This is a genomic window from Colwellia sp. Arc7-D, assembly GCF_003061515.1.
Lineage (GTDB): Bacteria > Pseudomonadota > Gammaproteobacteria > Enterobacterales > Alteromonadaceae > Cognaticolwellia.
In genome coordinates this window covers 3959935-3973173 of sequence record NZ_CP028924.1, presented here as the reverse complement: position 1 = coordinate 3973173, position 13239 = coordinate 3959935, and the positions used below count along the sequence as shown (strand labels likewise).

9 protein-coding genes are annotated in these 13239 nt (G+C 39.1%); 5 read left to right on the top strand and 4 right to left on the bottom strand.

The annotated features are described in order from the left end of the window. Window positions 1-58 precede the first annotated feature (58 nt). Both rluF and DBO93_RS17220 read left to right on the top strand, forming a co-directional pair. Window positions 59-1021 (top strand): 23S rRNA pseudouridine(2604) synthase RluF, encoded by a 963-nt coding sequence (gene rluF, locus DBO93_RS17225; protein ID WP_108457427.1) that lies wholly within the window; start codon window positions 59-61, stop codon window positions 1019-1021. Between the two features lie 39 nt (window positions 1022-1060). After that, complete coding sequence (locus DBO93_RS17220) at window positions 1061-1681, top strand: FMN-binding negative transcriptional regulator (protein ID WP_108457426.1); 621 nt, start codon at window positions 1061-1063, stop codon at window positions 1679-1681. A 58-nt stretch (window positions 1682-1739) separates the two neighbouring features. On the opposite strand, the gene DBO93_RS17215 is transcribed toward DBO93_RS17220, so the two are convergent. From DBO93_RS17215 to uvrA, 3 genes are all read right to left on the bottom strand, one after another. Then, window positions 1740-2651, bottom strand: a complete 912-nt coding sequence (locus tag DBO93_RS17215; RefSeq protein WP_108457425.1) for a fused MFS/spermidine synthase — start codon at window positions 2649-2651, stop codon at window positions 1740-1742. Beyond that, window positions 2644-3321, bottom strand: coding sequence for a fused MFS/spermidine synthase (locus DBO93_RS17210; RefSeq protein ID WP_108457424.1), 678 nt, complete (start codon window positions 3319-3321; stop codon window positions 2644-2646). Before DBO93_RS17210 ends, DBO93_RS17215 begins: the two co-directional genes overlap by 8 nt. Before the next feature lie 351 nt (window positions 3322-3672). Continuing rightward, complete coding sequence (gene uvrA / locus DBO93_RS17205) at window positions 3673-6516, bottom strand: excinuclease ABC subunit UvrA (protein ID WP_108457423.1); 2844 nt, start codon at window positions 6514-6516, stop codon at window positions 3673-3675. 316 nt (window positions 6517-6832) lie between these two features. Here uvrA and DBO93_RS17200 point away from each other — a divergent pair, with 316 nt between their 5' ends. Further along, entirely contained in the window at window positions 6833-8197 is a 1365-nt protein-coding gene (locus tag DBO93_RS17200; RefSeq protein ID WP_108457422.1) for an MFS transporter, read from the top strand. Window positions 8198-8241: 44 nt separating this feature from the next. On the opposite strand, the gene DBO93_RS17195 is transcribed toward DBO93_RS17200, so the two are convergent. Beyond that, window positions 8242-8697 carry a hypothetical protein gene (locus DBO93_RS17195; RefSeq protein ID WP_239059032.1) on the bottom strand — a complete coding sequence of 152 codons (456 nt, stop codon included), beginning with the start codon at window positions 8695-8697 and terminating at the stop codon, window positions 8242-8244. 328 nt (window positions 8698-9025) lie between these two features. On the opposite strand from DBO93_RS17195, the gene DBO93_RS17185 reads away from it, so the two are divergent. Continuing rightward, a complete protein-coding gene (locus DBO93_RS17185) occupies window positions 9026-11056 on the top strand; it encodes an NADPH-dependent 2,4-dienoyl-CoA reductase (protein WP_108457419.1) in 2031 nt (676 codons plus the stop codon). A gap of 184 nt (window positions 11057-11240) precedes the next feature. Next, window positions 11241-13178, top strand: coding sequence for a methyl-accepting chemotaxis protein (locus DBO93_RS17180; RefSeq protein WP_162533819.1), 1938 nt, complete (start codon window positions 11241-11243; stop codon window positions 13176-13178). Window positions 13179-13239: the final 61 nt, after the last annotated feature.

The window sequence follows — 13239 nt, the reverse complement described above, 5'->3', positions numbered from 1 at the left end:
ATAGCTTTAATCAAATGTAGAACACACCATTATTTACCGATCTTATTTAGGATAGCCAGTGTCAAGTTACGAAAAACGTCTCAACAAATATATTAGCGACTCGGGTTATTGTTCGCGCCGATTTGCCGATAAGTTAATCGAAAATAATCGTGTGACCATTAATGGCAAGATTCCAGAGCTAGGCACTAAAGTTGTGTCGGGCGATAAAGTTTGTGTTGACGGTAATGAGATTAAAGCCAGTGCTAGTAACCATACTGACCGTGTTTATATTGCTTATAACAAGCCGGTAGGCATTACCTGTACTACTGAACGTCATGTTAAAGGTAATATTATTGATGCGATTGGTCACACTAAACGTATATTTCCTATTGGCCGCTTAGATAAACCTTCAGAAGGGTTAATATTCCTCACCAGTGACGGCGATATTGTTAATAAAATATTGCGTGCTGAAAACGCTCACGACAAAGAATATATCGTAAAAGTAGATAAGCCAATCAGCGAACGGTTTATTGAACGTATGTCCAAAGGTGTGCCAATTTTAGGTACCATTACCAAACCTTGTAAGGTTAAACCAGAGAGTAAATTTGTTTTTCGTATCATTTTGACGCAAGGACTAAATCGACAAATTCGTCGCATGTGTGAATATCTTGATTATGAAGTGATTGAGTTAAAGCGTTCACGCATTATGAAAGTTGAACTTGGTCAATTGCGTCCAGGAGAATGGCGAGATTTAACCGTAAGTGAAATGGCTGAAATCAATACTGCGGTAGCTGGATCTCGTAAAACTGCGCTTGATGATGATTTTATTGAAAAAGAAATTAATGCGGATGATTTTAACGAAGCAGAAACAGAAGTGAATGATACAGCAGTAAAGGTAGATATTGCCGACATTAAACACGACAGTAAAAGCATCGTGTCTAAATCACCTGCTTCTTCACGTACCTTAACGCGTATTGATGTCAAAAAACCAGCAGCAACATCAACGGGAAAAAAACGCTTAAGCTTAAAAAATAAAAATTAACTTTGTGGTTAGTAAAAACGAGAAACGGTAACTAAATCTATGCATGTTCCTGAAAAATGGCAGTTAGAGAAGCAAGCTGATATTTTTGCTTTTATTGAAAAGCATAGCTTTGCCACAATCGTTTCACCGTCATTGCAGTCGACCCATGTCCCGTTAATGTTAGATCTAGAAAACCATTGCTTAATTGGCCACTTTGCACGTATTAATCCACATTGGCGCGAACTAAGTGAAGATGTATCTCAGCAACATCTAGTGATATTTCATGGTCCACATGGGTACATTTCTCCAACTTGGTATAACAATAAACCTGCGGTACCTACTTGGAACTATGCGGCCATACATATTAAAGGCTGCGCTGAAATATTAACGGCAGACGCGACAACACAGGCACTTGAATTACTTATGCAAAAGTTCGAACCTGAACTGTTAGTTGACCGAGATGTGGTGAGTGCCGAGTATCAAGAAAAATTATCTCGAGGTATTGTTGGTTTTAAAATTTCAATTGAAGTTGTTGAGGCTAAAGCTAAGCTAGGTCAGCATCGGTCGATAGAAGATCAACAAGGCGTAACTGCCGCATTGAGTAAATCCCCATCCGCTGAGCATCAAGCGCTAGTGAATTACATGCATGAATTAAAGCTGGGTATAGGCAACAAGGTATAGGCTAAGTTGTTGCCTATACCTTGGTAATTTGACATGTATTACATCACTGTTTTAACGCTTACTTTAAATTCAATAAGTTTGCAGGTGAATACTGGTCGGTTAATATGGGTGAATTTTTTGGCCAGTCTTGTGTGGTTGCCGTTGAAGTCATTTGGCGGCTAATTTCTGTAATATCGACATTAAAGGGTAATAACTTATCGTTAAGCGCTAATGCTCGCGCTGCTATCACTTCATTACTCGGCAAGGGTTTCGCACTCGCTAATATAATGCGATTACTGTTGTTATTATTTCTCACATTGAAAAAATCACCAAAAACAGATTTATAAGTCGCCGACTCATAATTATATAAGTCACTTACCGAGAATGTGTTTGCTGCTAATACCCCGTTGGCACTGAGTAAATTCTTAGCTTCTTGTAAAAACTCTTGCGTCATTAAATGTTCAGGTATGTAGTCACCGTTAAACGCGTCGAGAATTATCCAATCATATTGTTGTTTTTTTATTGATTCACGCTTTACAAAAATACGCCCGTCTTGTGCTATCGCGGTAATGTGGTCGTTTTCGAAAAATGTAAAGTAGTTACGCGCAACTTTAATCACGGCGGGATCTATTTCTACATTAGTAATCGTGGCCTTAGGGTATATTTGGTGTAAAGCGTTCGACATTGTGCCGCCACCTAAACCAATAATTAATATACGCTCAGGGTTAGGGTTTAGTAATAAGCTTGAAAATAGCATTTTGGTATAATTAAAAACTAAGCGTTGTGGGTCATCAACCAACATGCAGCTTTGTTGAGTTTTCGAGCTTTTCACATTAAATTTTAAGCAGCGTAAGCCCTTGCTTTCTTCCACCAATATGTTCCGGTATAACGAGCGTTCACTGTGGATAGTTTTGGCTATTGCTTGCGTACTTAATATTGAGCCAATGAGTAAACCACTGATAATAATAAGTGTAAAAACAAATTTATTCATGTGCTGTCCCTTGCTGATGAAGCGCGTTGTTATTGTGACTTTGTTTTTGTTGATTAATACGATTAAATATCATGGCACTTACACCAAGAAATATCAGTACGGCACTACATACCATAATAATATCGTTAACCTCGAACAGTAAAACCAAATAGAAAGAAGTAATTATAGTCCCTAATGCGCTGCCCAGTGTTGATACAAAGTAGAGAAACCCCGCCACTTGACCACTTTTATCTTTATCAGTAACTAGCAAACGCACTGAGTAAGGTGAAATCATACCGAGTATCACTGTAGGGATAAAAAATAAGGCCATTGACGCTAATAACGAACCATATCGCGTATCTTCAATAGCTAGAAATATAGCTTCCATTAGCCATTGCGAAGAAAAAGCGACGGGTAAAATGGTGATACCAGCACAAATAAAAATTAACCCATAGCGATTTAAAGATGCGTTTTTTGTCGATAGCTTCCCACCGGCTAAGTAACCAAAAGATAAACTCAGCATAAATACAGTAATGATACTGCCCCAAATATGAACACTACTGCCAAAAAATGGCGCTAAAATCCTACCACCTAATAGCTCAATGCTCATGATGCAAAAGCCACTACTAAAGGCCAATAAATAAATTAAAGGGTTTTGCCAAGGCGTATTATTGTTATTTATTATATTCATTTACTTACTGCTTAAGTTTCCGTTTTAATTCGATGAGTTATCTTATACCAATTGAATTAAGAAAGTGAGCAATTATAAGTGATAAAAACTATTCAATTGCATGGTGTTCTGTTGATGCTTAATTGCAGAAAAGTCAGTTCATCAATCTAAGTAATAGGCGTTAAAGCTACTTTAGATTTTTCGCTTAATTACTAGGATTATTTACCGTGACAGTTTACTGAGACTATCAATTATCAGCAGCACTAAACTTAACTTATGTAAAAATGAACACAATAAAAAGGCTTGTTAAAAAACAAGCCTTTAGGGAAGCATCAAGGAGAAATTTGATGGGATTATTACACTATCAACAGCTTACTTAGATGACTTGTTTTTAGCTAGTAATGGCTTTAAGAATCTCGCGGTATGCGAGCCTTTATGTTTAGCCACTTGCTCTGGTGTACCTGTAACTAATATTTCACCACCACCGCCACCACCTTCTGGACCTAAATCTACAATCCAGTCAGCTGTTTTTATCACGTCTAAATTATGCTCAATGACCACTATGGTATTACCATGGTCACGCAAGCGATGGATAACTTGTAGTAATTGTTTAATATCGTGAAAATGTAAACCAGTGGTTGGCTCATCCAAAATATATAAAGTTTTACCGGTATCTCGTTTTGATAACTCTTTAGCCAATTTAATACGTTGTGCTTCACCACCTGACAAGGTGGTTGCTGATTGTCCAAGCTTGATATAACTTAAACCAACATCCATTAAAGTTTGCAGCTTACGTTTTACCGCTGGAATAGGGGCGAAAAATTCAAAGGCATCTTCAATGGTCATATCTAGCACTTCATGAATGCTTTTACCTTTGTATTTTACTTCTAAAGTTTCACGGTTATAGCGTTTACTTTTACAAACGTCACAAGGTACATAAACATCAGGTAAAAAGTGCATTTCAACTTTAATTAATCCGTCGCCTTGGCAAGCCTCACAGCGCCCGCCTTTAACGTTAAAACTAAAACGCCCAGGTTTATAACCACGTGAACGAGACTCTTGTGTGGCAGCAAAAATGTCACGAATAGCCGTAAAAATCCCAGTATAAGTTGCAGGATTAGAACGCGGTGTTCTGCCAATAGGACTTTGATCAATATCGATAACTTTGTCGAGTAAATCTAAGCCAATAATTTCTTTGTGAGGAGCAGGCTCTTGCGTTGTAGCGCCATTTAACTCAATGTGCGCCAACTTATACAAGGTGTCGTTAATCAGGGTTGATTTACCTGAACCAGAAACGCCAGTAACACAGGTCATTAAGCCATTAGGAATAATTAAATCAACATTTTTTAAGTTATTGCCTGTTGCGCCTTTTAATTCAACGACATTGTTTTTGTCAAAAGGAACTCTGTTTTTAGGTATGGCAATGCTTTCTCTACCTGACAAGTACTGGCCAGTAAGTGATTCTTCACACGCTAAAATGTCATCTACTTTACCTTCAGCAATAATATGACCGCCATGTACACCGGCGCCAGGGCCAATATCAATAACGTAATCTGCGGCGCGAATGGCATCTTCATCATGTTCAACCACGATAACCGTGTTGCCTAAATCACGTAAATGAATCAAGGTTTCTAACAAGCGTTCATTGTCACGTTGATGTAAGCCAATTGACGGCTCATCTAAAACGTACATGACGCCCACTAGCCCAGCGCCAATTTGGCTAGCCAAACGAATACGTTGTGCTTCACCACCTGACAAGGTCCCTGCAGCGCGTGACAAGTTAAGATAATTTAAACCTACGTTAACCAAGAAGCCTAGTCGGTCACATACTTCTTTAAGAATTTTTTCGGCGATTTGCCCTTTTTGACCAGTGAGTTCTAGCCCTTGGAAAAAAGCTAAGGCATCAGAAATAGCGTATTCAGCCACTTCAGGTAAGGGCGTATCACCAACAAAAACATTACGTGCTTCTAGACGTAAACGACTACCGTTACAGTCAGGACAATGTTGGCTATTAAGATATTTAGATAATTCTTCACGAACCGCATTTGACTCTGTTTCGCGATAACGGCGATCCATGTTATTTAAAATACCTTCAAACGGGTGCTTGCGAATAACTATGTCACCTCGATCGTTCATGTATTTAAATTCTATTTCTTGCTTACCACTGCCTTTTAAAATCAGCTGCTGAATTTTTTTGTCTAACTCACTAAAGGCTAAATCTAAGGAGAAATGGTAGTGATCAGCCAAGGCTTGCAACATTTGAAAATAATAGAAATTACGTTTATCCCAACCACGAATAGCACCACCGGCTAAGCTTAATTCTGGGCTAGTAATTATTCGACTTTCATCAAAAAACTGCTGATTACCTAAACCATCACAAGTTTGACATGCACCTGCTGGGTTGTTGAATGAAAATAAACGCGGCTCTAATTCCTGCATGCTATAGCCACATTTAGAACAAGCAAAGTTAGCGGAGAAAACTAATTCTTCTTTCTTTGGCTCATCCATAAATGCGACTTTCACTGTGCCAGAGGTTAGTGAAAGGGCCGTTTCAAAAGATTCAGAAAGGCGTAATTGAATGTCTTCACGCACTTTAAGGCGGTCAACTACAACTTCAATGGTGTGCTTTTTGTGTAACTCTAAAGTGGGTGGATCTGAAAGGTCGCACACTTCACCGTCGATGCGTGCACGGATATAGCCTTGTGCGGCTAGGTTATCTAATAATTTAACATGCTCACCTTTGCGATCTTGTAAAACGGGAGCAAGCACCATGACTTTGGTGCCTTCTTCTAGCGCTAAAACGCGATCAACCATTTGAGAAATGGTTTGTGCAGCCAAGGGTAAATGATGATCTGGACATCGCGGTTCACCAACACGTGCATAAAGTAAGCGTAAATAATCATATATTTCGGTGATAGTACCCACAGTTGAACGTGGGTTATGCGACGTTGATTTTTGCTCAATTGAAATAGCAGGAGATAAACCTTCTATGTGATCAACATCGGGTTTTTCCATTAAAGATAAAAACTGGCGAGCATATGCAGAAAGTGATTCTACGTAGCGTCTTTGCCCTTCGGCGTATAAAGTATCAAAGGCTAATGAAGATTTACCTGAGCCAGAAAGACCCGTGATAACAACTAGTTTATCTCGAGGAATATCTACATTAATATTTTTCAAGTTATGAGTGCGAGCACCCCTGACTTCAATTTTCTTCATAGTGACTGTTTGACCAATTTAGCGCCCGGGGTTTGTCATACGAAATTACCGTATACAAAGATCAGACTGGATATACATTATCTTATGCTTCAGTAACATTTTACATAATGATTAACGATAAAATACGCGCTAAACTAAGTTGTTTTTATCTTTAATTATACGAAACGCAGCTTTGTTCTGAACATAAAGTTGGAACCAAATATTATCGCACAATTTTTAGTCCAAATTCATCTTAAATCTCTGTTTTTGTTCATTCGATTGCCGTGTTAATATGTGCGCGTTTATATCCTCCCTACAAAATTAGAGTTTAAGTTTCATGAGCGTATCCGGTTTAAATAGTATCGAGAAGAAAGCCGCTTTATCGTTGGCGTCAGTGTTTGGCTTAAGGATGCTGGGCTTGTTTATGATCTTGCCAATTTTTGCCATTTACGGTGAGCAACTTATTGGCTATAGCCCTATTTGGCTTGGATTAGCGATTGGTGCTTATGGCCTAACTCAGGCCTTGTTGCAAATACCGATGGGGATTTTATCAGACAAATTTGGTCGTAAGCCGGTTATTTTAGGTGGTTTAGTTGTTTTCTTACTGGGTAGTGTGGTGGCTGCCATGTCAGACACTATTTATGGGGTAGTATTGGGCCGTGCTTTACAAGGCACGGGTGCAATAGCGAGTGCAATACTTGCTTTAGCTGCGGATTTAAGTCGTGAAGAACAGCGCCCCAAAGTAATGGCCACTATCGGTATGTTTATTGGTCTTTCTTTTACTATCGCGATGATAATTGGCCCGATAGTCGCACAAGCGTTTGGATTGAGTGGCTTGTTTTGGTTTATCGCGATACTAACGATATTTGCCATGCTAACTATTCAATTTATTGTCCCTAACTCTGTTAACACAGCGCCTAAAGGCGATAATGTTGCACTGCCATCAAAGTTGGGCAGTTTAATTCGTGACGGACAACTGTCTCGCTTAAACTGGGGAGTCTTCATTTTACATATGGCGCTAACGGCGTGTTTTGTTACTTTACCTAAGCAATTTGTTGCCAATGGTCTAGCGCTAGAGCAGCATTGGCAGCTTTATTTACCCACATTAATTGGCTCATTTTTCTTGATGGTGCCATTTATGATCATCGGATTGAAAAAGCAAAAAGAAACGCAAATGTTCAGTGCTGCAGTGGCTTTGTTAACACTCGCTTTATTGTTACTTTGGTACCTACCCACTAACATAACCACTTTGATTATACTGGTGATGATGTTTTTTACCGCCTTCAATTATTTAGAAGCAACTATGCCGTCAATATTATCGCGCATTGCGCCTGCAGGTGTTAAAGGCAGTGTGATGGGTATTTACTCAAGCAGCCAATTCTTAGGCGCTTTTGCCGGTGGTATTTTAGGTGGCTTTATTGCTGGCGAATTTGGCGAGCAAACAATTTTTCTGGTCACGGGTTTATTTGCCTTAGTTTGGTTGTTTTTAACCTTGGGCATGAAACCATTGAAAAAATCTAAAGCTTATAGCTTTTCAACCAACATTAATAACGATGAACAAGCGCATGAAGTGGCGCAAAAATTGAGTGAAATGCCTGGCGTAATTGAAGTGACAATCATGCATGACGAAGCAGTTGCTTATTTAAAAGTGGATGATAAAACAGTCGATATTCTTAGTATAAAAGCCTTACTTAATGAATAACTAAACACTTAATCACTGCCTTACTAAGAAGGGCTTTAGTTTGCTTAAATAACCGATGTGATGAAATCTACAATACGCTTTTCGGTTATTTTTATATTTATTTCATCATCAAGCTGTTTATTCATCATCGCTTTACCCAAAGGAGACTCTGGGGTAATAACAACCATGTTAATCGTGTTGTCTTGTACGGTTAATTTACAGCGATACCCACCCGCCACAGGCGCAAGAAAAAACCACTGCTGTTTATCAATATCTTTTTCTAACTGTACAACAGAGCCAATGTTTATTTTCAACTTGGTTGTTAATGCTTCAGGAGGAATACTTTGTAAGCGCTTAATGGCGTATTTTATTTCATCCACACGTCTTGACTGACCTTCCGCCAAATAACTTTGCTCTATGGCTAACGTGTCATATTGCGTTTCAGCGACTGACTGATCATCAGTAGCCGCTTTGTGGGCATTATTTGCAGCAATTAAGGTTAGCGACAATTCTTTTTGCAACTGTGCTGTGATTTGCTCAATGATGATTGTTTTGTCGATATTAATATTGCTTCCCCTGTTAAAGCCGCTAATGACTCAAGCGCAGCATACGGAGATTATAAAGAAAGTAAACCCGTGCTTTTGAGCACCCGTAACTTTGGTCATTATTTTCCTCATCACTTTGCTTATAACTTTACTTAGAATAACGCTAATCTGACAGGTGTCAAAATAAAGCTTGAATTTTACCTGAGGAGCAGATATTTTATACACTCATAAGTGTAAGCAAAAATATAGACTAGCTTTATATACCTTGGCTATAAATTAATATAACAACCAAAAGTGACTTAATATGAATGATAATGCTGCCTTCCCACATTTATTAGCGCCATTAGATTTAGGCTTTACCTCTTTAGCCAATCGAACGTTGATGGGCTCTATGCATACCGGTCTTGAAGAAGAAAAGGGTGGTTTTGATAAACTCGCCGCATTTTATCGAGCGCGAGCAAAAGGTGGCGTAGGTCTTATTGTTACTGGTGGTATTAGTCCTAATATGCGAGGTCGTTTAGCGCCTATGGGATGCGAGCTGAGTAAATTTTGGCACGTAGCTAAGCATAAAAAAATTACCGCGGCCGTACATGAATTTCCAACCAAAATTTGTTTGCAGCTATTACATGCTGGTAGATATTCTTATCACCCTTTTAGTGTCTCAGCGAGTAAAGTTAAATCACCAATCAACCCATTTACTCCAAAAGCTATGTCTGTGCGCGAAATTAAAGGCACGATTAAAGATTTTGCTCATTCAGCAAAATTGGCAAAAAGAGCGGGTTATGACGGTGTTGAAATTATGGGCTCTGAAGGTTATCTCATTAATCAATTTAGCTGTGTAAAAGTTAATAAGCGTACTGATGAGTGGGGCGGTAGCATTGAAAATAGAATGCGCTTAGCCATTGAAACTATTCGTGCTGTGCGCGCTAGTGCAGGTGATGATTTCATTATTATTTTCCGTTTATCAATGTTGGACTTAGTTGACGGCGGAAACAGTTGGCAAGACGTTGTAACCATGGCTAAAGCTGTTGAAGCCGCGGGTGCAACTTTAATTAATACCGGAATTGGTTGGCATGAAGCCCGTGTTCCAACTATTTCAACTTCAGTACCTCGCGCTGCATTTACTTGGATCACCGAGCGAATGAAAAAAGAAGTGTCAGTGCCTTTAATTACCACCAATCGCATTAATACACCTGAAGTGGCAGAAAAAATATTGTCTTCAGGCCAGGCTGATATGGTATCGATGGCCCGTCCCTTTTTAGCGGATGAAAATTTTGTTGTCAAAGCCGCGGCAAATAAGAGTGATGAAATCAATACTTGTATTGGTTGTAACCAAGCGTGTTTAGATCATGTGTTTAGCCAGAAACGCGCATCTTGTTTAGTTAACCCCGCAGCTTGTTATGAAACTGAACTGACTTTTGAAACCACTAATGCCAAGAAAAAAATTGCGGTTGTTGGTGCAGGACCTGCAGGATTAGCATTTAGCGTTTATGCCGCACAGCGTGGCCACAAGGTTGAAATATTCGACCGTGGCAGTGAAATCGGCGGACAATTTAATTACGCTAAGCAAATACCGGGCAAAGAAGAGTTTTATGAGACGTTACGTTATTTCAATAAACAAATTGAATTACTAGATATTAAACTGCACTTAAATCAGCAACAAAGTGCCGAGCAACTTGCTTCTGCTGGCTTTGACGAAATTGTCTTGGCAACAGGTATTGTGCCTAGAGCATTAGATATTAAAGGTATCGATCACGAAAAAGTTAAATCTTACATCCAAGTATTGCGTGATAAAGAACCTGTAGGTAAACGCGTAGCCATTATTGGTGCCGGCGGTATTGGTTTTGATGTTGCTGAATTTTTGGTAGAAGAAGAGTCACTAACAGTCAATGCTGATAAATGGCTAGAAAGTTGGGGTGTAAACAAGTCGTATCAAGAAAATGGTGGTTTAACGGGCAAAGCAGCACATGAGGCGCCAAGTCGTGAAGTTTACTTACTCCAACGTAAAACCACTAAAGTAGGAGCAGGGCTAGGTAAAACTACTGGCTGGATCCACAGAGCCACTTTACAAAAAAATGGTGTACAAATGCTAGCGGGCGTTACTTATGACGAGATTAATGATGAAGGTATAGTCATTTCTATCGATGGTAAGCAACAAACACTGCAAGTTGATCATGTTATTATTTGTGCCGGACAAGAGTCTGAACGTACTTTGTATAAGCAGTTGCAAGCACAAAACGTTAATGCACATTTGATTGGCGGAGCAAATGTTGCCGCTGAACTTGATGCAAAGCGTGCTATTAGACAAGCAGCAGAACTGGCCGCGAAAATTTAGAACGATCGAACGACAAATACAATTGATGTGCCATGAGTATTATATAATTAATGCTCATGGCTATTTTTTTGGAATTAGGTAAATAAACCGGCCATAATTTAAATTGAAATAATCATTAACTTATCTGGGTCAAGTGATATGCTTATAAAAAGCATTTTGTAGATAATCAATGATAAGAGTGACTATGACGCTAATATTCAAACCCGCAATTGCTATTTCGAACTCACTAAGATTTAAAGCTAAATTCTCGCTTTTAGCCTTCATGTTTTACCTACCACTGATTGCCAGTTTCATCTGGATTGTAAAACAACAATTTCACGATCTAAGTCAATATCAACAAGAATTATTGGGCAACACTCAGATAACAGCCATCATTGAGCTCGAGCAAGCGGTTGGGGATAATCGTTTAACGCTATCTGGTAGTAATGCTATTACCAGTCAAATCGAGCAACTGACCCTAGCCGAAAACAATAAACAAACACTGCTTGATGGTTGGCAAAACTTACAAAAAAGCGAGAGAAGTTTTAATGATTTTTCAATGTTTTACGATAAAACGTTTGCCGAAAGAGAAAACTTAGCTGCAGTAAGTGGTTTGTCGAGAGAACCGGATCCACAAGCTTTTTATCTTGCTGAAGCCGCGTTGATAAGAATGCCCGCTTTAGTTGAATACATTGGTAGGATTAAAGATTTAACGCGCAGCATTATAAATAGTGGCGGTTTCAGTGCTGAAACATATACGCGGCTAGTAGCTTTAGATAATCGTCTAGACGAATTACAGCTGCAGTACGCAAAAACCATTGAGCAACTCAAACGTGTTGCTCCTGATATGTTTAATGACTATTTAGCGCGATATGATGAAGTAAACCAGTCGGTAGACAATTTTCAAACATCACTGCGCAGAGACGTTATTAATCCCGACAGCATTCAATGGCGTGCCGCTCAAGCAGAAAGTTTAGGTGATGCGCAATACAAAAATCAGCAAAATTTAATGGTTTTGTCAGATCAACTGTTAGTTGAGCGAATTCAAAACTTAAAAGATAGTAGCATGCAGGCACTGTGGTTATTGTCGAGCATACTTGTGATAATTATGTTGGCGATCAGTTATTTATTGGTGGGTATTTATCAATCATTAAGTGAAAATGTTAACAAAATAAATTTAGCGGCAGAACGATTAGGTAATGGTGATTTTTCATTTGATATTGTCAGTAGTGCTAAAGATGAGCTTGGTGATATTGCTCGTCGTTTTAGCCAAATGCAGCATAAAATTCATACGCTATTATCGCGTGTCGCTAATGATGTATCAGTACTAAAATCGGCAGCAGCTAATATCAATAGCCTAACCGATGCGATGGAGAAAAATATCGCTCAACAGCAACAAGATACTCATCAAGTTGCCAGTTCTATCAATCAAGTTAATGATTCTGTGCAAATAATTTCATCAAATACCGCTGATGCCAAAACCCTGACCGAACATGCGTACACCAGTGTTAATCACGGTGAACAAGTTATTAGTGATACTGCAAGTGTGATCACCGCTATCTCTTCTCAAGTACATTCTTCCGCTGAAATTATTAATGAACTTGCGGAACATAGTACAGATATTGGTAAGTTTGTTAATGTGATCAGAGAGATAGCAGATCAAACTAACTTACTGGCCTTAAATGCCGCAATAGAAGCTGCACGAGCAGGTGAGCAAGGTCGAGGTTTTGCCGTAGTTGCTGATGAAGTTCGAACGTTAGCAAGTAGAACGCAAGACTCTACGAGCGAAATTCAACGAATTATTGAGCAATTGCAATTAGGTACCAGTCGGTCAGTTGAAGCGATGAAAAACGGTGTTGAACAAGCTGAACAAGGTGTTGAAAAAACAGCGCAAGTCGCTGATACCTTTCAACAGGTAAGTCAAAGCGTTACCGAAATAGTTGCCGCGACAACTGAAATATCAAATGCGGTAGAACAACAACGTAATATGGTGGTTGGTATCACAGGAAATACCCATGATATTGCTGAAAGTACTGATAGTTTGTTACAGTCTGCTGAAGACGCTGCCAATGCGGGAGCTAATATTTCTCAACTTGCAGAGGATCTTGCGGTACAATTAGCGCAGTTTACTCTGAAAAAATAATTACCTAGACTGAATGAATAATAATAAAACATATAAATTTTCTATCTCGCACGCGGGCAAC